This window comes from Neoakkermansia glycaniphila (assembly GCF_900097105.1).
GTDB lineage: Bacteria > Verrucomicrobiota > Verrucomicrobiia > Verrucomicrobiales > Akkermansiaceae > Akkermansia > Akkermansia glycaniphila.
Window position 1 is genome coordinate 1,114,096 of sequence record NZ_LT629973.1, and the last position, 21,202, is coordinate 1,135,297.

17 protein-coding genes are annotated in these 21,202 nt (G+C 60.1%); all 17 read right to left on the minus strand.

The genetic code is table 11. The features are described from left to right. Positions 1-61 precede the first annotated feature (61 nt). The gene (locus PYTT_RS04665; protein WP_067774581.1) at positions 62-994 is read right to left on the minus strand and encodes a cell division protein FtsQ/DivIB; all 933 of its coding nucleotides are present in this window, start codon (positions 992-994) and stop codon (positions 62-64) included. Between the two features lie 42 nt (positions 995-1,036). After that, positions 1,037-1,969, minus strand: a complete 933-nt coding sequence (locus tag PYTT_RS04670) for a D-alanine--D-alanine ligase (protein WP_067774579.1) — start codon at positions 1,967-1,969, stop codon at positions 1,037-1,039. Next, entirely contained in the window at positions 1,966-2,532 is a 567-nt protein-coding gene (locus tag PYTT_RS04675; RefSeq protein WP_067774576.1) for a hypothetical protein, read from the minus strand. The genes PYTT_RS04670 and PYTT_RS04675 overlap by 4 nt, the downstream gene beginning before the upstream one ends. A gap of 27 nt (positions 2,533-2,559) precedes the next feature. Continuing rightward, positions 2,560-4,860 (minus strand): UDP-N-acetylmuramate--L-alanine ligase, encoded by a 2,301-nt coding sequence (murC, locus tag PYTT_RS04680; RefSeq protein ID WP_067774573.1) that lies wholly within the window; start codon positions 4,858-4,860, stop codon positions 2,560-2,562. 5 nt (positions 4,861-4,865) lie between these two features. Next, the gene (murG, locus tag PYTT_RS04685; protein WP_083076594.1) at positions 4,866-5,963 is read right to left on the minus strand and encodes an undecaprenyldiphospho-muramoylpentapeptide beta-N-acetylglucosaminyltransferase; all 1,098 of its coding nucleotides are present in this window, start codon (positions 5,961-5,963) and stop codon (positions 4,866-4,868) included. Then, a complete protein-coding gene (locus tag PYTT_RS04690) occupies positions 5,960-7,102 on the minus strand; it encodes an FtsW/RodA/SpoVE family cell cycle protein (RefSeq protein ID WP_067774565.1) in 1,143 nt (380 codons plus the stop codon). Before PYTT_RS04690 ends, murG begins: the two co-directional genes overlap by 4 nt. 24 nt (positions 7,103-7,126) lie before the next feature. Beyond that, the gene (locus PYTT_RS04695; RefSeq protein ID WP_067774562.1) at positions 7,127-7,924 is read right to left on the minus strand and encodes a LysM peptidoglycan-binding domain-containing protein; all 798 of its coding nucleotides are present in this window, start codon (positions 7,922-7,924) and stop codon (positions 7,127-7,129) included. Between the two features lie 12 nt (positions 7,925-7,936). Further along, on the minus strand, positions 7,937-9,247 hold the full coding sequence (gene murD / locus PYTT_RS04700; RefSeq protein ID WP_067774559.1) for a UDP-N-acetylmuramoyl-L-alanine--D-glutamate ligase: 1,311 nt from the start codon (positions 9,245-9,247) through the stop codon (positions 7,937-7,939). A 3-nt stretch (positions 9,248-9,250) separates the two neighbouring features. After that, on the minus strand, positions 9,251-10,384 hold the full coding sequence (gene mraY, locus PYTT_RS04705) for a phospho-N-acetylmuramoyl-pentapeptide-transferase (RefSeq protein WP_067774557.1): 1,134 nt from the start codon (positions 10,382-10,384) through the stop codon (positions 9,251-9,253). Next, a complete protein-coding gene (locus PYTT_RS04710) occupies positions 10,385-11,776 on the minus strand; it encodes a UDP-N-acetylmuramoyl-tripeptide--D-alanyl-D-alanine ligase (protein ID WP_067774552.1) in 1,392 nt (463 codons plus the stop codon). Beyond that, the gene (locus PYTT_RS04715) at positions 11,773-13,329 is read right to left on the minus strand and encodes a UDP-N-acetylmuramoyl-L-alanyl-D-glutamate--2,6-diaminopimelate ligase (protein ID WP_067774550.1); all 1,557 of its coding nucleotides are present in this window, start codon (positions 13,327-13,329) and stop codon (positions 11,773-11,775) included. Before PYTT_RS04715 ends, PYTT_RS04710 begins: the two co-directional genes overlap by 4 nt. A gap of 2 nt (positions 13,330-13,331) precedes the next feature. Then, positions 13,332-15,617, minus strand: coding sequence for a peptidoglycan D,D-transpeptidase FtsI family protein (locus tag PYTT_RS04720; RefSeq protein WP_083076592.1), 2,286 nt, complete (start codon positions 15,615-15,617; stop codon positions 13,332-13,334). 29 nt (positions 15,618-15,646) lie between these two features. After that, positions 15,647-15,979 carry a hypothetical protein gene (locus tag PYTT_RS04725; protein WP_067774545.1) on the minus strand — a complete coding sequence of 111 codons (333 nt, stop codon included), beginning with the start codon at positions 15,977-15,979 and terminating at the stop codon, positions 15,647-15,649. Positions 15,980-15,987: 8 nt separating this feature from the next. Then, positions 15,988-16,968, minus strand: a complete 981-nt coding sequence (gene rsmH / locus PYTT_RS13880; protein WP_067774848.1) for a 16S rRNA (cytosine(1402)-N(4))-methyltransferase RsmH — start codon at positions 16,966-16,968, stop codon at positions 15,988-15,990. A 580-nt stretch (positions 16,969-17,548) separates the two neighbouring features. After that, on the minus strand, positions 17,549-18,004 hold the full coding sequence (locus PYTT_RS04735; protein WP_067774543.1) for a division/cell wall cluster transcriptional repressor MraZ: 456 nt from the start codon (positions 18,002-18,004) through the stop codon (positions 17,549-17,551). Positions 18,005-18,197: 193 nt separating this feature from the next. Then, positions 18,198-19,226, minus strand: coding sequence for an acyltransferase family protein (locus tag PYTT_RS04740; RefSeq protein ID WP_067774541.1), 1,029 nt, complete (start codon positions 19,224-19,226; stop codon positions 18,198-18,200). A gap of 2 nt (positions 19,227-19,228) precedes the next feature. Beyond that, on the minus strand, positions 19,229-21,193 hold the full coding sequence (locus PYTT_RS04745) for an ATP-dependent helicase (RefSeq protein WP_245741081.1): 1,965 nt from the start codon (positions 21,191-21,193) through the stop codon (positions 19,229-19,231). Positions 21,194-21,202: the final 9 nt, after the last annotated feature.

The following is a 21,202-nucleotide window of genomic DNA, read 5'->3' on the forward strand; positions in this document are numbered from 1 at the left end:
GCAATGCGGAAGAAAGCCCTGCCGCATTTTGCGGCGGCTCCACCGCAGCTGCGGGCCGGCTTCAGTCTTCTTCCTCTCCTTCGGGCAGTTCGCCGTCATCCTCCATGCCGTGGGCAGGGCCGTCTCCGTATTCCACGGGAATACCCATTTTCGGAGCCAGCAGGATGTGGCGAATGTGGCGTTTCGACTCCTTCGCATGGCGCAGGGCCATAATCAGCCGGGAAATCTGGTCGTCCAGCGTATCGTCGTTCACGAATACGGCTTCCGTACCCGTTTCCAGCTCGACGACGAGTTTCCATTCCTTCGGACGCGAGATCACGCGGATCACCGGCACGTTGTCCCGCGCATACATCAGGCGCAGCAGGCGCACGATGGGCGTGAACTCGTCCTTGTCCAGCCGCACTCCGGCATGGATACGCGAACCGTCCGCACAGGGGTTCAGCCAGATCGGTATGCCCAGAAAGCGGGCATGCAAACGATGGTCGCAGGTGAATACGACCCCGTCCGGATCCATGAAATACTTGTCGGCATCCGCCATATCCTCGCAGAACAGGCGCACGACGGGTACGCGCTCGGAAAGCTCCACATGCAGCGTGGCAGGCAATTCCGCCGTCACGCGGGCAGAACTGATGAAAGGGTATTCGATGAGCTTCTTCTCCAGTTTGCCCGTATTCAGAGTCACGAGGTTTTCATTCCCCTTGAGTCCCATCAATTCGAGAGCCTGCTCCTTCGAGACGATCCCGGCGGAAGTATAATCCACCGTCCGTATCTGAAAGTTCTCGCTTTGGGCATCGACCTGTTCCTTGATCCACAGCCCGAGCCAGACGGCGAGCCCGGCAGACAGAGCGACGATACCCCACTTGCGGAGGTGGCGCATGCCCCGGAGCATGGCCACGCGGTTCAGGAAACGCACATGCAGCGGCAAGGCCTTCTCCAGGGAGTGCATCCCCTTGCCTTTGCCGCTTCGGCCGTCCCTGTATGAGTTGCGTGCCATGGTTCCTGTCCGGTCGGAAGGCTGAGACCTTCCATAAATGGGTCAGCGCTCCTGCTTCAACGACAAATCGGCAATAGTCGCGCACAGCTCCTCGTAGGAGATACCGACGGCCTGGGCGGCCTTCGGCAACAGGCTCGAACCCGTCATGCCGGGAATCGTGTTGATTTCAAGAACGAAAGGTTGATTGTCCGTTTCGCGGAGCAGCACATCCACTCGGGCGTAGACTTCGACGCCGAGCGCCTTGTAGGCCGCGAGAGCCTCTGCCTGCACGCGGGCCGTCACATCGTCCGGCAGATCAGCCGGGCAAATATAGTCCGTGCCTCCGCCGAGATTCATCCACGGGTACTTGTTGCTCAGATCGTAGAAACCCGATCGCGGGCAAATGTGGATCACGGGAAGCACCCTGCCGTCGAGAATACCCACGGTGAGCTCCTTGCCCTGAATGTATTCCTCGATGAGGACAGTGCCCCCATGCTGCGCGGATTCCCGAACGGCAGCCTCCACATCGTCCCCGGCCTTCAGGATATGCACACCCACGCTGGAACCTTCACAGGTAGGCTTCACCACGCAGGGAGCCTGCATCTTCGGAACGAATCCGTCTTGCGCCGGAACAAGCACCTCATAGGCGGGGGTCGCCACTCCGGCGGCGATCATGGCTTCCTTCGTCGCCAGCTTGTCGAAACACATGCGGCTCACGCGCGACCCTGCGCCCGTGTACGGAATGCCCCTCTCTTCGAGGTAGGACTGCACGCCGCCGTCTTCGCCGAAGGTGCCGTGGATGATATTGTAGGCCAGTTCCGTACCGGCAGGGATTTCGGGAGCCGTATCATGCACCTCTACCTCCGTCACATTCGTAAATCCTCCGTTGCGCAGAGCTTCAGCCACCGCCCGCCCGGAGACGAGAGAGACTTCGCGTTCAGCACCCGGGCCGCCCAGCAGGACGGCAATAGCCGTATCTTTTGCGAGATTGTTCATTGTTGTTGAGTGAAATCGTACTTGATGGGGATGTAAAGCTTCCTGCTTCCGTCTTGCGAAAGCACATAAAAAAGCCCCGGCCCCACCGGACGGAGTTTTTGTTTCCACAGCGCAGGCAGCGGATAATGCCTGTTCTCGCGGCCTCCGACGAACACGGTGCCGCGGTCGTCGTCCAGCTCGAATTCGACTCCGCCGGAGCATGCGCCTTCCGGCACCTTCCGCAGCAAATGCGCCGACAGATGTTTCCGATAGGAAGCGGTCTGCCTGCTTCTCTCCCAGCTGAATTGCGCGGCATACTGCTTCCTGCGAACAATCATGATGCATATACTCGCACCGAAAACAATGATGTACGGAGGCAGCACCTGCCCGCCCAGCACAGTCTGCACCCATTCCGCTTTCCTGTCCTGCTCGTGCAGAAGAAAAAGAAGAAGGCACACGGCGCCCAGAACAAACAGGGCGATCATGATTCCCACGACAATCCAATGAATACGGCGCTGCTGCGTTTCGAACTGCGCCTCCGCGCATCGAAGCAGGTCATCGCGTATGATGGTGTATCGGATCATGGAAATATCGCCTTGCTTGGGGAAAAATCAGAACTGGGCTTCGCGGTCTCCGATCGCCTGCACTTCCGTGCGGAGCGCGATGCCGCGCTCTTCCTGCACTGTCCTGCGGATCACGTCGATCAGCTCCGTCACGTTTTCGGCATTCGCGCCGCCCGTATTCACGATGAAATTGGCATGCACGGGTGAAATCATCGCCCCGCCGTGGCGGAGGCCCTTCAGCCCCAGCTCATCGATCAGCTTGCCAGCCGGCGCTTCGGGCGGATTCATGAACGTACAGCCCGCACTCGGTTCCAGCGGCTGCGTCGCCTTGCGCCGTGTGCGGCTCGCCTCCATGCGGGCCTCGATCTCAGCAGGATCGCCCGCCTCGCCCTTGAACACCGCTCCCATCACGAAATTGCGGTACAGATCCGGCATACTGCGGTATTCGGCCTCCGTCATCTCCTCGCGGGCGTGTTCTCGAATCTCGCCGTCTTCATCAAGACAGGTCACGGAAACGAGCCTTTGCCACATATCCTCGCCCATGGCTCCGGCATTCATGCGGAGACTGCCCCCTACCTGGCCGGGAATGCCGTCCATCCACTCGAACCCGGCAATACCGTTCGCCGAGGCGAACGAAGCCAGCTTCTTGAGGCGTATCCCCGCACCCGCCATGATGCGGGTACCTTCCGCGCGCAACTCCTCGAACGCGCCGCCGGACGGATGCACGACCGCGCCGCGGATACCGCCATTGCGCACGATCAGGTTCGAACCGCGCCCGATCACATGCACGGGAATATTGCGATCCTTGAAGAAATTCACCACCCCGCGCATATTGGCGTAACTGTCCGGCTCGATCCAGTACTGGGCATCGCCGCCCACACCGAGCGTCGTATGCTTGCGCATCGGTTCATAAATGGCCCAGCAAACGGGATTCTCCACATTGCGCTGCAAATCCTCCATCATGGCGAGATCGCGCGCAATCTTCGTACCCGCTTCATGCACATTGCCTGCACCGAGCGTCACCAGCAGATCGCCGGGGCGCAAATCGTTGCCCACGGTATGATGGGCAAGGCACAGGTTCGGCAGGAAACACGTCTCCACCGGACCGTGGCGGCGCATCGCGTCCACGATCGTCTGGCCGGAAATGCCTTCGATAGGCGTCTCGCTGGCTGGATACACATCCGCCACATACACCTTGTCCGCGGCCTGAAGCACCTTGCCGAAATCCTCCTGCAACAGTTGCGTGCGCGTATAGCGGTGCGGCTGGAACAGCACGACGAGACGCTTCGGATTCAGCGAACGGGCCGTTTGAAGAGTGGCCGCAATCTCCGTGGGGTGATGCCCGTAATCGTCCACAATCCGATAACTCGGAGAAAGATACTTCGTTTCGAAACGGCGGCGGGCGCCCGCAAAGGAAGCAAGGCCCGACGTAATGGCGGCAAAACTGCAGCCCAGCTCCAGAGCCACGGCGACGGCCACCAGCGCATTCAGCACATTGTGGCGGCCCGGAATGCCCAGCTCCACGCGCCCCAGCTCCTCGCCGCGATACTTCACCGTAAACAGCGTACGCCCTCGCATCTCCGTCACATCGGACGCGGTGTAATCCGTATCGTTCCAGCCGTAGGAAACGGAATTCGGGTATTGGGAGCCGACATCGCGCGCCCCGGCATCCACGCCGCAGTAGAAAATCCTGCCCCGCGTCTGGCGTGCCAGACGGTGGAACACCTCCTTGATATGGTCGAGATCGCGGTAGAAATCCAGATGCTCCGCCTCGATATTCAGCATAATGCTATGCTCCGGCAGATAATTCACCAGCGTACCGTCACTCTCGTCGCCCTCGGCCACGAGATACTCGCTCTCCTCGTTCCAGTGGGCATTCGCCCCCAGCACGGGAATTTCCGCGCCGACGTAATGGCAGGGGCGCAGGCGGCCTTCGCGGAGAAGATGAGTCGTCATCGACGAAGTCGTCGTCTTCCCGTGCGTACCCGCCACGACGATCCCCTTCTTCCCGTTCAGAATGGCGGCCAGGCAATCGGCGCGGCGCAGGCAGAAGGCTCCGTTCGCACGGGCGGCGGCCAAAGCCACGTTCGACTCGCGGATCGCACTCGAATAAATCACGATCTCCGCATCGGCCACGGCCTCGGCGGAGTGCGGGGAGGAAAAAACGAGCCCGGAGCTCTGCAGGCTCTCCGTTTCATCGCTCGTCACACGGTCGCAACCGCTCACTCGGTGCCCCATTTCCAGCAGCATGCGGGCCAGCCCCGACATGCCGGAACCGGCTACTCCGATAAGGTGAATGCGGACGGGATGGCTGCGGTCAAGCAGGCGTTGGCGGAGGCGTTCAATCATGATACTCAGGAAAGGGTGGAATGTTCGAGGACGTGGGCGATCTTCTGGGCGGCATCATCCGAAGAGAGCGCACGGGCGGCCGACTCCATCTCTTCGCGAGCCTCGCGATTCAGAACGATCTCATGGACAAAGGAAAGAATAACTTCCGGAGACAGCGTCTCCTGCCCGTTCACACGGGCGGCTCCGTGTGCGGCATACACGCGGGCATTATGCATCTGGTGGTCGTCGGCGGCAAAGGGATAGGGCACCAGCAGGGCAGCCTTGCCCAGCGCGGCCAGCTCCGTCAGGCTGGAAGCCCCGGAACGGCAGATCACGCCATCGGCAGCAGCATAGGCCGAAGCCATATCCGAGCAGAACGGCAGCACCTTCACATGCGGCAAATCCGCAGCCATCTTCTGCACCCGCTCATAATCCGCAGTACCGGCCAGCAGCAGGTATTGCACCGAAGCGTCACGGCGGGCGGCTTCGAGCACATGCGTATTGAGCTGCTTCGCGCCTTGCGAACCGCCCATCGACAGCACGACCGGGCGAATCGTATCCAGCCCGAACGCCTCGCGGGCGAAAACGACATTCACCGACCTCGCCAGTTCGGCACGCACGGGCGTACCCGTCACCATACACTCCGATTTCGGAAAATAATGGGAAGCCTCCTGCACACCGAGCAGCACGGCATCGCACCAGCGTGCCGTCAGGCGGTTCGCCTTGCCCGGCAGCGCATTCGAATCATGCACATAGGTGCGCAAGCCCAGCCCGTACCCGGCGCGCACGGGCGGCAGGGACGTGAACCCTCCCATCCCAAGCACCACATCCGCCTTCACTTCGCGCAGAATGCGGCGGCAGGAACGCCATGTGCGGACCAGCTTCCAGACGAAGCCGAAAGTCTTCAGAGAAGCCAGCCTCGGCATGGCAATCGCCTCGACCGGGCGGAACTCCAGATCCTCGTACTTGTTCGATGCCTGGGCATCCACGGATTTCATCGAAATCAGCAGAATGGGCCTGTGCCCCTTGCGCTTCAATTCCTGCGCAACGGCAATCCCGGGAAACAGGTGTCCACCCGTCCCTCCGCATGCAATAACAACCGTCAGTGGTTCAGTTTGACTCATGGGCGTACTCTGGCGTTAATATCTCGGCGTTTGACTTCGTAATGCACGGGGGGCAGCTCGGAGAACCTCTGAATACTCGTCAGAATGCCGATCGCACCCAGCGTAAACACAAGACTCGTCCCCCCACAGCTCGTAAACGGCAAAGGCAGGCCGGAATTCGGCACAAGCGACGTCACCACATACACATTCAGCATCGCTGGCCAGAAAATAATCGCAACAATCCCCACCGCCAATAGTCGGCCGAAGGGATCGCGCGTCTGGAGGGCCACAGCAATGCCTCCGAACGCCAGCAGAGAAAACAGCAGGACAACCCCCATCGCACCCACAAACCCCAGCTCCTCGCCGATCTCCGCAAAAATAAAGTCCGTATGGGCGAACGGAAGATTGCCGTGCTTCTGCACGCCTTCTCCCAATCCCGCCCCCTTGATGCCGCCGTGTGAAAACGCGAGCATCGAAAGCCATTGCTGCCGCCCCGCACCGAGACTGTACTTCTCGGGATGCTCCCATGCGTAAATGCGCAGCATGCGGTTCGGGCTGGACGTCGTCGTCGCATACAGCACGAACGCCCCGGCAACCAGCGAACCCAGAATCAGCCACCAGCGCACGCCGGCCACATACATCACGCCGAACCCGGCCACCGCCAGCGAAGCTGCCGTACCCATATCCTTTTCCACCAGAATCAGCAGCAGCGGCACGCCGAACAGCAGCCCCGGCAGAATGAACCCCTTGAATATCGTACGCGCCTGCTCCTTATTCGTCGCATACCAGTGAGCCAGAGTCATCATCAGGCAAATCTTGGCGCATTCGCTGGGCTGGAACTGGAAACTACCGAAACGCACCCAGCGGTATTCCCCATTGATCTCGTATCCGATGCCCGGAAGAAAGCAGAACACCAGCAGCACCACCGAACTCAGCCATATCCACTTGATGAACCGCCGGAAAATGCGGTAATCCATACAGCTCAGGGCTACGGCGCCCGCCAGCCCGAGCAGGGCGAACTTCACCTGATTCGTCAGCAGTTCGTACTTCTGCCCGTCAGCCTCAGTCCACACGCCGGTACTGGCCACCATCATCAACCCGATCGTCAGGAGGATGATGACACTCGACCATACGAGGATGATGCTGATCTTGGAGGTCATGAACTGGGTTCCGGCAAAACCGGCTTATTGCGGCAGCTTGATTTCCTTCCCGGGCCTGAGCCTGCGGGCGTCCTTTTCCGTCATCTTGTTCAGGGAAAGCAATTTGGCCGTCGTCGTCTTGTGCTTGCGGGCAATCTTGGCCAGCGTATCTCCGGGCTTCATGATGTACACGGCGCCCTTGTCCTCGTCGACTTCTTCAGCCACGGCCGCAACGGAGGCCTCGCCGGGCTTCGCCGGAATGGACAGAGACATCCCGCTGGCGAGCACGGCCCTGTCGGGATTCACCATGCGCAGATCCTCCACGGAACAGCCGTGCTGCGCCGCAATGGAAGGCCACGTCTCACCGGAAACGACCATATGCGAGACCGAACCGGCACGCACCGGAGCCGATGCCGCACCGGAAGCACCTGCACGGCTGGCCGCCGGATTCACGGACTGTCCGGGAACGACGGCAGCAGACTGGGTCCGTGCAGACTGGTCACCGATCGTCGCTGCATCGGTAATATGAACCTCCGTATTCACTCGGGCGGGAGCCGCCACGACCGGAGCCGGAACCGACCCCATCAACGAAGCCGTCGCCGTCTTGGGAGAATCCGCCTTCAAATAGCCGTGCAGGGCCACGCCGCCGATCACGACGATATGGACGAACAGCACCACGACCAGCAGGCGGACCACCTTGCTGCCGGGAGTCTCGTCTTCCACATCCTCGACGCGGGTATGATGCCTGCCGATACGGCCGTGCAGCAGGTTGCGAAGGAAATGCTTCCCGGGAATGGACCGGCTCAGGCCGGACTGCGTGTATCTGGATCTTTTCTTCATCATCGTATGGGTGCTTTAGACGTTGAGTGTATGTTTGACTGCTTCGCGGAACGCCTCTCCGCGCTGCACGTATCCGGTAAACTGATCGAACGAGGAGGTCCCGGGAGAAAACAGGACCACATCGCCCTGCCCGGCCATTCTGGCCGCCGCCGCTACGGCACCGGCCACCGTCTCCTCCGTTTCCGTGGGAACGACATCCTTGAACGTATCGCGCAGCTGCCCGGCAATCTGGCCGAACACCACGCAGGCGCGCACCTTCTGCCGAAGCAGATCGCGCACGGGAGAATAATCCAGCCCCTTGTCCTTGCCGCCGGCAATCAACACGACCGGGCGTGTCTGGGAACGGATGGCCGCCTCCGTCGAATGCAGATTCGTGGACTTGGAATCGTTCAGCCACAGAATCCCGTCGATATTCGCCACCGTCTCGCAGCGATGGGCGGGCGGCAGGAAAGAACGCAGAGTCTCCACAATATCCTCAAGCGGAATCCCCACCGCACGGCAGGCGAGCGTCGCGCTCATCACATTCTCGGCATTGTGCGCCTGCTCCATCGCCGTACCGCGCAAATCGATCACCGGCGTACCGCCCTCCATGATCCATCCATCGCGGTAGCACATCTGCCCGGCATCCGACTGCGAACTGAACTCGACCACGCGGGGCCTGATGCCCGGCAGATTCTCGCCGACACGCACCACGGCCACCTGATCCTCCGTCATATTCTCGAACATGCGGAGCTTCGCCTGAAAATAATCCTCCACCTTGCGATAGCGATCCATGTGATCGGGAGCGAAATTCAGCCAAATGCCAACCGTCGGCCTGAAATCGCGAATCGTCTCCATCTGGAACGAACTCACCTCCAGAGCCAGATGATCCGGCACCTCGTCGCGCAGCAGCACCTCGGAAAGAGGCGTGCCGTAATTGCCGCAGGCCACCGCCTTGCGGCCGGAATGCAGCAGAATCTTCTCAACCAGAGACGTAGTAGTCGTCTTGCCGTTCGTCCCCGTAATACCGATAATCGTCCCCTCGTAATGGCGGTAGGAGAACTCCATCTCGCCGATCAGCTCCTCCGCCTGCTCGGCGAACGACAGCGTCCACGGCACATCAGCCTCGATACCGGGGGAAATCACCACGAGATCCGCAGCAAACGCGCGGCCATCCGCTTCCGTCGCGGCGAACACCGTCGGCACCGCCTCGTCATACCTCTCCGGCCTGTCGGAGCAATCGAAAATACGCACATCCGCCGCGCCGTCGCGCAACGCCAGAAGAGCTGCGGCACGCCCACTGCGCCCGCAACCCAAAACCGCCACTTTTTTACCGGAAAGATTCATCGTTCAACAAAATTTCAAAAGACACAGGCCCAGCATGGCCAGAATCAGGCTAACCATCCAGAAACGGACGATCACCTGCGTTTCCTTACAGCCGCCGAGCTCGAAATGGTGGTGAATCGGAGCCATGCGGAAAATACGGCGGCCCTCGCCGTACATCCTCTTCGTCACCTTGAAAAACGCCACCTGCATCATCACCGAACCGGCTTCCAGCACGAACACGCCGCCGATCACCACCAGCAGCAGCTCCTGGCACGTACACACGGCCAGCGCACCCAGCGCGCCGCCCAAAGCCAGAGACCCCGTATCCCCCATGAACACGCGGGCGGGATGGCAGTTGAACCACAGAAAACCCATACAGGCTCCCACCAGCGACATCGCGAAAACCGTCAGCTCACCCACCATCGGGTGCTGCGGCACATTCAGCACCTCGGGCGAAGCAAGGCAGGCATCGCCCGCAATATAGGCGATCACCGCATAAGCCATCGCCGAAGTAATCGTACAGCCGGAAGCGAGGCCGTCCAGCCCGTCCGTCAAATTCACCGCATTCGATGCACCGATAATCACGATCACGCCGAAAGGAATAATCCACCAGCCCAAATCGATCGTCCCGTAAAACGGCACGGACACCTGAGCCACCATCTCCGCCACGGGCGTGCGGGCTACAGACTCGGGGAAGAAATACAGGAAACACAGCGCAATCAGCGCGACCACCCCCTGCACCAGCAGCTTCACACGGCCATGCACCCCCTCCGAAGTCTTCTTCTTCACCTTCAGGAAATCATCCGCAAAACCGAGCAGACTCAACGCCACCATCACGAAACAGCAGGCGACGATATAGGGATTGTCGGGGCGGGCGCAAAGCAAAGTCGCCACCAGCGACGAACCCACGATCATCACACCGCCCATCGTCGGCGTACCCACCTTCTTGCCGTGAAGCTCCGCCAGCTTATGCACCTCGGAAGCCTGCCGGATCGGCTGCCCCGCTTTCAATGCGGTCAGAATGGCAATCAGCTTCGGCCCGACCAGCAGAGAAATCACGAAGGCGATGGCACAGGCAGCCGCTCCGCGGATCGAAAGGAACCCCGGGCGCGACACGCCTTCAAGAAAGGAAAAATATTCGTTGAGATAGTAAATCATTTATTTGCTGGATGGAAAAACCTGATGCATCACCCGCTCCATGCCGGAAGAGCGGCTACCCTTGAACAAAACGAGATCCCCCGGCTGCACGGCGGCAGCCAGCAAAGAAGCGGCATCCTCCGCTGTAGAGGCTTGCTCCACGCGAACGCTTCCTCCCTGTGCGGCTTCGGCCATCGCCGCCGTATCGGCGTCGCACCCCGTCACAATCAACAAATCGTATCCGCAGGCGCGCACGAACGCACCGATTCCGGCATGCTCCTGCACGGCGGCATCCCCCAGCTCGCCCATGCGCCCCAGCACCGCCGCGCGGCGGCCGGAACACGGGAACTGCGCCACCGTCTCCAAAGCCGCCTTCATCGACTCGGGATTGGCATTGTATGTATCATCCACCACCGTCACGCCGTCCGCATCGAGGCAGCGCAGGCGCCCCTTCGTCAGGCGGGCCTCTCCGAGGCCGCGGGCGATCGACTCCGCATCCATCCCGCAGCACCATCCGGCGGCGGCGGCCAAAAGAGCATTGGAAACCATATGCCTGCCATGCAGCGGCAGAGCCACATCGCAGGAACCGGAGTCTTCGATCACGAGGCGGAAACGGCAGCCGTCGCGGTCGCTCGTCAGCCCTTCGGCACGCACAAGGCCACGGGAACCGCCCACGGGAACCAGCTTCGCGCGGGTCGAAGCTTCGATCATCTCCACGAAATCGCAATCCGCCGGATAAATCATGAAACCGTCCTCCGGCAGGCAGCGCGCCACCGTGCATTTCTCCTCGGCAATCGCCTCCCGCGACTTCAGGAACTCCAGATGCGCGGAACCGATTGACGTAATCACGCCGATCTGCGGACGCACCATCGCACACAGCGGAGCCAGCTCCCCTGCGTGATTCATGCCCATTTCCCAGACGGCGGCCTCATCCTCCTTCTCGGCGCGGAGAATACTCAGCGGCACGCCGATATGATTATTCAAATTGCCCTGCGTACCCGTCACGCGGAACGCCTGCCCCAGCACACCGAGCAGCAAATCCTTCGTAGACGTCTTGCCGCTCGACCCCGTCAACCCCACCACGCGCAACGGCTCGACCTGCGAACGCCACCACGACGCCAGCTTCTGCAAAGCCTCCAGCACATCATCCACCAGCACCACCGCGCAGGAAGAAGAGAACCCCTCCTCCACACGGCTCACCACCGCCACCGAAACGCCGCGCTGCGAAGCCTCGGGAGCAAATGCGTTCCCGTCGAACCTCTCGCCGCTCAAGGCAAAAAAACACGTACCCGGCGCCGCCTGCCGGCTGTCCGTCAAAATCCCTCCCGTCACGCGGGCCGCAGCATCCCCTGCCACGAGCGCACCGCCCGTCGCATCAACCACCTGCTGCGCTGTGAGGGATGTATGGATCATCGGCGGGGTTTGCCTTTCTTCTGCTTCTCCTGTTCGGAACGTTCGCGTTCCAGAGCGCGCTCCTTGAGGCTGCTCTGCTCCAGCTCACGCACGCAACGCTTGATCTCGGCCACATCGCTGAAAGCGATGCGCCCTGTGGCGAACTCCTGATAATTCTCATGCCCCTTGCCGGCCACAAGCACGATATCGCGGGGCCTTGCCATCGCCAGAGCCTCGCGTATCGCCTCGGCACGGTCAACCACCGCATGCCTCTTGCCATCCGGAATACCCGGCAGCACATCGGCGATAATCTCCTCGGGATCCTCACTGCGGGGATTATCTGACGTCACAATGCAGTAATCCGAAAGCCGCGCGGCGGCTTCGCCCATCAGCGGGCGCTTCGCCTTGTCGCGGTCGCCGCCGCAGCCGAACACCGTAATCAGGCGTCCGCGGCACAGCTCCTTCATCGTCTTGCACACATTCACGATCGCATCGGGCGTATGGGCGTAATCCACGAACGACATCACATGATCCACATTCGCCACAAGCTCAAGGCGTCCCGGCACCTGCGGAGCCTGCGCAAGGCTGGCGATCGCATCGCGGATGCCGATACCGGCAGACACGGTGCCTGCCAGCGCAGCAAGACTATTCATCATATTGAAACGGCCGATCAGCGGAATGGACACCAGATACGTCTTGCCGTTATAGGCCAGCTCGTACTCGCTGCCCGTCAGCGACAGGCGAAGCGGCTTCATGCGGAAATCGGCTCCTTCCAGCGTACCGTAGCTACGCACCTTCATCTTGCCGGACAACTCTCCGACCAGACGGCGTCCATAAGGATCGTCGATATTGATCACCGCCACAGCCTTCTTGTCGCCCGAAGCCGCCATCTGCAGGAAAAGAGACTTCTTGGCCTCGTAGTAGGACTCCATATCACCGTGAAAATCCAAATGGTCCTGCGTCAGATTCGTGAAAATGCCCACGCGGAAATTCATGCCCGCCACACGCTTCTGCACCAGAGAATGGGAAGAAACCTCCATCGCCACCGCACGGCAGCCGTTCTCCAGCATCCGGGCCAGCATCTCCTGCAGCGGAGCGGCCCCGGGAGTCGTATTCACGGCGGGAATGCGCTCGCGGCCGTTATCGTAATGAATCGTACCGACCAAGCCGCAGCGCAGCCACGTCCGGCAGAAAATGGCATGCGCCAGATAACTCGTCGTCGTCTTGCCGTTCGTTCCGGTCACGGCCAGCGTCACCAGATCCTGCGAGGGGAACCCGTACCATGCGGACATCAGGTAGCCCACGGCCTCATGCGTATCCGGCACCTGCACCCACACGACACCCTGTTCCCTCGCCCACTCGGGGCAGGAACGTTCGGCCACGATGGCGCGCGCACCCTTCCGCACGGCTTCCTCGATCCAGTCGTGCCCATCCGCACGGGCACCGCGCAACGCCACATAGCAGCAGTCCGACTGCACCTTGCGGCTATCGTCCACCAGGGCGGACAACGGGGCGCGGAGAGAGCCGGTCAGCGTGGAAATGGGGAGCACGGAAAATATCTTGATGGAATTCATACTTATCTGGTGGCGGTTTTCTTGCGTTGTTGTGCGGATGCCGAACGGCGTGACGAAGAGGATGCCGCAGGCTTCTTCACTTTGGAGGAAGACGGAGCATTGCTCTTGACGGACGACTTGCGGGAAGAAGAGGAGGCGGCCTTTTTCGTGGACGGACTGACCGACGACAGCTTGACGGGAGGATTGGAGGTCGATGCACCGGAGGCGATAGCTGCCGCAGCGGCCTTTTCAGCCTTCTCCGCCTCGGCGGGATCGGCAGGAGCGATATTCATGGCGCGCAGTGCGCGCGTGGCGACCGCCTTGAAAATCGGGGCGCACACCGAGCCACCCCCGGCCTTGCAATCCGTCGGGCGCGGATCGTCGACCACGACAAGGCACACGAAAGCAGGATCTTCCACAGGAACCATCCCGGCGAAGGAAACCGCATAACGGCCTTCCCGATAGCCGCCGCCATTCTGAACTTTGTGCGCAGTCCCCGTTTTGCCGCCCACATGGTAGCCGGGAATATGGGCGCGGCGAGCCGTACCGCCTTCCTGCGTCACCGTCCAGAGAGCCTGCCGCAAATCCTTGGCCGTCTTCGGTTTCATCACCGTACAAACCGCCTTCGGCTCGAATTCCTTGTTGCCTACGTATTCGCTGCCGTCGGCATTGTAGATACTCTTCACCAGCCTCGGCTTCATGCGCACACCGTCGTTCGCGATCGCCGCATACACCATGGCCATGTGTAGAGGGGTCACATTCACCGAATAGCCGTATGTAATACGCGAAAAATTCACCAGATTGTTACCGTCCGTAATCAGGCCTGCACTCGCGCCGGGCAGCTCGATTCCCGTCGTCTTGCCGATACCGTACCGCTCCAGATACTGCTTATACAATTTCCAGCCGGACAGCAGGCCGATGCGGTAGGCCCCCGGATTGCTGGACTTCTTCAACACTTCGTAAAACTTCAGCCCACTATAGTAACGCGGAGTGTCACTCACCGGATTCTTGGCTCCGGGTACAACAACCGGAGTACAATTGATCGGCGTATTCAGCGTCGCCTTACCGTTATCCAGAGCGGATGTGGCGGCAATCACCTTGAACGTCGAACCCGGCTCGTAGTTACCCTGCACGGCATAATTGAGGGCGGCCAGCCGATCCTTGTCCTCCGGCTTCGTTTCCAAATCGAACTGCAAAAGCTGCCTGTTCTCCTTCGTATTCAGATTATAGGTCGGGAAACTCGCCAGCGCAAGAATATCGCCCGTCTTCGGTTCGACAAGAATGATACAGCCGCGCGGTGCGCGGAAATGGGTTAGCCCCTTCAGCAACTCCTCCTCCACGATCGCCTGAAGCTTCATATCGATCGTCAGCTTCACATTCATCCCGTGCACGGGAGGATGCAGGCGGTCTTCCGCGCAGGGAAGGCGCAGCCCGCGGGCATCGCGGCGGTACTCGCGGCTGCCGGGCTGCCCCGTCAGATAACTGTCGAACTTCGCTTCCACGCCTTCCATCCCCTTATTGTCCCGGTTCACGAACCCCAGCACATGAGCCAAAGATTCCGGCGACACATAGGAACGGCGCAGATTCGACTGGCACTTGAACCCGTGAATGCGGGCGCGCGTCAGCATCTCGTTGATCTCCTCCGCCTTCTCCTCCGTCAGATTCTGCACAAGCACGATATTCTGAATCTTCTTCTCGCGATCGTTCTGCTGAATCTTGTCGAGAATCTCCTCCTCGCTCAGATTGAGATAGGGAGCCAGCAACTCGGCCACCAGCTTATCGTGGGCTTCGCAGTATTCGGCCACGATCTTCTCGTCGAACTGCTCCTTGAGCATCTGCATCGCCCCCTTGGCGCCTTCATCCACCTCCTGCGCAGCCTTGCGGTACTCGCTCAGATCGTCCTTCTTGATTGAAGCATTCGCCAGCAAAGCCTTGTACGTCATCCGGATCAAGGTCGTACGCTGCGTACCGTCCATATCCTTCCACTCCTCCTGATGGGATGCCATCGAATAGGCCAGCCCCCAGCAAACCATCTTCGGATCACGCAGATGGTAGCGGTCTGCCACCAGTTCGGAATACAGAATATTATTCGTCAGAATCTCCTCGTTCCGATCCATGATCAGGCCGCGCTGGGCCGGAAGCACTTCGAACTCGATGCAATCCCTCTCGGCGCGCTCCCCGTTCCTCTCCTCATCCACAATCTGCAGCGACACCAGACGCCACGCCACCGTACACACGAGAATCCCCACCCCAATGCAGAGGTGGAGACAACGCTTCGTAAACGGACTTGTTTTTTTCAGAGGCGGCATGGGAGAGATGCGTATGAGAGATGCAAAGGCTACTTGTTCATGGCTACATTCCTGCAGTTTTCAGACTGCATCACTTCGATTTGGGAAGGGTCGATCTCCGCCAGCACGGAACGGTCCTGCGCCAGACGGTCGCGGATCGCCCAGCGATTCGTCCGCATCGACACCTTGGCCTTGTACTGGTCGCGGGCAAGATTCAGCGAAGCGATTTCATCGCGCATCCGGTCGATCTCGCGGCTCACGCCAAGCTGGCTGTTCTTCAGCACGGCATAATACACGCCGGAACCCGAAAGGAGCGTGGCAAGCACGATCATCCACATCAGGAAGCCGAAACTGATACGGTGCTGGAATTTGCGGGAGGACATCGTCGAATTCATCTGGGGGACACTTTTTCTATCACACGCAGCTTCGCGCTGCGCGCACGCGGATTACGCGCCAGCTCCGCCTCGGACGGCAGAATCGGCTTGCGGTTGACAAGGCGGGCGCAGTACTCCGGATTCGGACGCGGCTCCGGCCATTCGGGGCGATCCACTTCGGGCCGCGACACCTTATCGAAAAACTGCTTGATCGCACGGTCTTCCAGGCTGTGGAACGAAATCACCGCCATGCGGCCTCCGGCCTTCAACAGGCTCACACCGGATTCCAGCAGGCACTCCAGAGCGCCCAACTCATCGTTCACGGCAATGCGCAACGCCTGAAAACTGCGCGTAGCCGGATGCTGCTTGCCATGGCGGGGCAACACGCCCTCGATAATGGAAGCCAGCTGCCGGGTCGTCTCGATCGGAGCCGACTCGCGTGCCTTCACGATCGCACGGGCAATACTGCGGGAAGCGCGCTCTTCGCCGTACTTCCAAAGCCAATCGGCAATCTGAGCTTCCGAAGCCTCATTCACCAGCACCGCCGCACTGCGGGCAGATTCGGGATTCATCCGCATATCCAGCGGACCGTCTTCACGGAACGAAAAACCGCGTTCGGGCGTATCCACCTGATGGGATGAAATGCCGATATCGGCCAGCACGCCATCCACCGCTTCCACACCTTGCTCGCGAAGCATCGCTCCGGCATTGCGGAAATTGCCTGCCAGCACGCGAAAACGGCTGCCGAACCGGGCCAAGCGTTCGCAAGCGGCACGCCGGGCGGAAGGATCCTGATCGATACCCCAAACCGTCGCACCGCGTTCGAGCAACAGCTCGCTATGGCCTCCGCCGCCAAGCGTTGCATCCACAATCACCTTCCCTTCGGCGGGAAGCAGAGCATCCACGGACTCCTCCAGCAAAACCGTCACATGGCGGAACTCCGGCCCAGCCTCGGCGGCGGACACCGTTCCCGAGCCGTTCGCCACTCCGGCCTCCATCATGGCTGCCGACAGACGACGCAGGGCGGCAGCACAGTCTCGGCCGGAAAGCCCGCGAACATGGCACACCGGGGACCATGCCACATCCGGCAGAGCCTCCTTCCAGCCGTCGATCAGGGAATCCACGCCGCACTCCCCGGAAAGCTCCAGCCAGATCCGGACGAAATTCGGCTCCACATCCCAGCCGTACACCACCGCTCCGGGCACGGCCTCGAAACCGCGCGCCATATCGCCTGCGCGCGTACGCAAAGCACAGCACCCGACCGAACGGCGCAATACACCAGCCACACAGCTCTCGAAGCACTGCGCCAGCTCATTCTCCAAATCGCCCAACTTCTTGCGGGAACCCCGTATTCCGGCATCCCGCATCTCCGTGGACAACGCAGCTTTCCGAGCCTTCCAATCCTCCAGAACCTCAGCATCCACAGCATCATCCAGCCAGAGCCAAACCTCATAGCACATCCCGGGCGGCGCCTCTTCGCCTACCCACGCGCTCCCTTGAAGCGAGCCGCCCTCATCGGGAACCTCGCCTCTGCCGGGCAGCCCGGAAGGGCCTGCCGATGGAGAACGCATCAACATATCAGAAAATATCGAAAACTTCATTCATCTCTTCCATCGCCGCCAGCTCGATCTGATCGGCAAGCGTGAACGACTCCGGCTTCCACAGCTCGAAGAAATTGCCGCGGGCCACCAGCTTGATATCGGCATCCAGCTCGAGACGCACACACATCTTCTTCGGAACCAGCAGTTTACCCTGCGCATTGATCACCCCGTGCAAACACTCGGCGTACATCCTGCCCACATAGCGGTTCTTCGCCCCCATAGGACGATCGGAAGCGCGAATCTCTTCCACCCATGCACGGAACTGCTCGGGCGACGTCACCTTCACCATGGGATAGCCTTCCTTGCTGGATTCCAGCAAAACGACCGGGCATTCGTCCCCACACCTCCATTCCGAAGGAATCGCCACGCGATTCTTCGGGTCGAGCTTGTGGTCGTATTTGCCACAGAGTTCATTGGAAAGCCCGTTTGACATCACTCAATACACTTAGAGACACCCCCAGTACACCCCAGCACACCGGGAAAGTCAACACCAAACCTCAATTTTTTGCAAAAAATCTCTACCAGATTCTGAAACGGCAAACCTTTCATCAAGCGGAGTTAATGAAACGCCTTCCATCCGGGCATCAGGCGCGAACAGGAAAAAAATCCGCCCGCCATTAAACAAACTATCGTCTCATGGGCCTTGCAAACAAAATTCCCGTCCACGACGGGCGATACTTCTTCACCAGCCGGAAAAACACGACTGCGGCAACCATATACAGCAACGAAAGGGCCGCCCAGGCCCACACGCTATCAATACCCTTCCCGCTCAACAAACCGAGATAAACCGCATGCGAGGCATAAATAAAGAAAAAAACGGGAGAAAACACCGCGCTCCATCGGCCGACAGCCGGAACCGCCGCACAAATCCATACAGAAACCGTCAGCACAGCCGCCACGACAATCAACCTCAGCACCATCGACAAAACGGGAACATCCCAAACAGCAGGACAGCGGAAAACGAAGAAAAAAGCAAAACCCACCACGAAGCAGTACCCGGAACGCATCAAAAACCGTTGCCACACCTCCAAATCGACCGAAGACAACAACATCCCCGCGCAGAAAAACCACCATGACTGCTCACCGGGCAAACCGTAAAACACCGCCGCCTCATTCACCGGCTGCACGCAGGACACGGCACACAGCACAAGCGAACCGATTGCACGGACACGACGGGTACGGAAAAACGAAAACACCGCCATCATCATCATCAAATCCCTCAGGAACCACAGAGGATAATCCCACGGCATACTCCCTCCATCGCTCCACGACTGGCAATCCACGCCCAGCATCAACCGGATGCAATCCCAAACCGTATAGGGAAAAGAATGGCCCTCCGCCCACGGCGCGAGCCAAACCGTCTTGCACAGGAAAAACACGGCATTCCACAAAAAATAGAACTTCAGAAAAAAACCGGCCCTCTGCAGCATCGGGGCACGGGTACGCCCGAGGAAATACGCCGAAATCAGGAAAAACAAACCGTTCCACGAAACATAATTCCCCCAGAGCACCTGCCTGAGCCATCCCGCCTGCCCGGCTTCCACATGCAGAAGAATCACCGCGTACAACCCGACGAACCGGCACAGCTCCACCCATCCCGCACGCGGCGAACCGCCTTTCACCTCCATGGCAAAAAACACCTCCGAACCGGACATCGTCACACCTCCCACTGCTCCATCAAATCCGACGGGCAATAACTCAAGAACCGCGACGGATACTGGTAAAACCCGCCGGAACCGTACGACCTGCTATTCACACGGGGATAACTCATATAAAGCTGATCCTCGGCGCGGGTCACCGCCACATAAAACAGCCGCAGCTCCTCCTCCATCCCATCCGGATCGCCCTCATCGATCACGCGTTGGTGGGGGAACATCCCGTCGCACAGCGAAATCAAAAACACCACCTTCCATTCCAGCCCCTTCGCCTGATGAATCGTGGAAAGCGTCACCTCCGCACGGGCCTCCCCCTTCTCATCCTCATCCGTATTGCTCAAAAGAGCCGTCTGGGCCAAAAACTCGTCCAAACCGCCAAACGCATCCGCCGCATCGCACAACTGCTCCAGATCCAGCCAGCGATCCTCATAATTATCGAACTCCGCCTGCATGAACGGCTCGTAATACTCCATAATCCGCTTCAGCATCTCCCCCGGAGCCAGAGAAACCTCCTCCGGCCGCAGGGAATCCATCAGCTCCAGAAACTCCTCCCATGCCCCCTTCACTCCGGCCGCCACCTTGCATACACCCCATCGTTGGGCGAAACCGTCCACCGCAGACACATCCTCCGGCAGCTCCGCCAGCCACAGCATCCACAGCTTGCGAGCCATCACCTCGCCCACCTTCGGGAACATCCGCACCACGCGCAGAAAAGCCACCTCGTCCAGAGGATTCACCAGCACCCGGAGAAAAGCCATCACATCCTTCACATGCGCCTGCTCGAAAAAACGCACCCCACTCGTCACCCGGAAGGGAATCCCCGCCCGGGTCAAAGCCATCTGCACATCAAGGCAGTGGAAATGCGCGCGGTACAGCACCGCGATATCCGAAGGAGACACCCCGGAATCGACCAGCTCCGCAATCCTCTGCGCCACAAAAAGCCCCTCCACCCGCGAATCCGGCAGCGGCACCAGAGCCGGCACCATCTCGCCCGCCGCGCGGGCGGGCCGCAGCACCTTGGCAAACTGCCGCTTATTGGCCGCAATCGCCGCATTCGACAACTCCAGAATCGATGGCACACTGCGATAATTCGTCTCGATCTTGAACACCGCCGTATCCGGAAACTCCTTCTCGAAATCGAAAATATGCTGCACATCCGCCCCACGCCACGAATAAATACTCTGCGCATCGTCGCCCACCACCATCAGCGACGTCTCCTCACCTCCCCCCAGCAAATCGATCATCTCGCCCTGCAAAGCATTCGTATCTTGATACTCGTCCACCAGCACATGCAGAAACTGGCTGCGATAACGCTCGCGCACCTCCTCATGCCTGCGCAGCAAATCCACGGCCATCACCAGCAAATCGTCAAAATCCATCGCATTGCTCTCCCGCTTCCGCGCCGCAAACGCATCGTAAATCACCCCGATCGTCTCGCGGTGGTGCTGCAAATAGGGATACTCGGACAACAGCACATCCTCCCACTTCTCCCCACGGTTCGCCGCCAGGCTGAACAGACCGGAAAGCACCTCAGCCTTCGGAAAACGCGCCGCCTTGCTCGTATCCGCCTTCGCCTTGATCAGCGCCTTCAGCATCGACTTCCGGTCATCCGAATCGAGAATCGTAAACGACGATGTAAACCCGGCAAGCTCTGCATGGCGGCGCAAAATCCGGTTGGCGATCGAATGGAACGTCCCTCCCCAAATCGCGCTCGTATCCTGCGGCACCAGATCGCGCACGCGCGTCAGCATCTCCTTAGCCGCCTTATTCGTAAACGTCAGCAGCAAAATCCGCCACGGAGCCACACCATGCTCCAGCAGCCAGGCCACGCGGTACGTCAGCGTCCGAGTCTTGCCGGAACCAGCGCCCGCAATCACCAGTGCATGCCGGGCATCGGTCGTCACTGCCGCGAACTGCTCGGCATTCAGCTCCCCCTGATAATCCCTTCCGGGCGCGGGCTGCTGCATCCCGTGAAT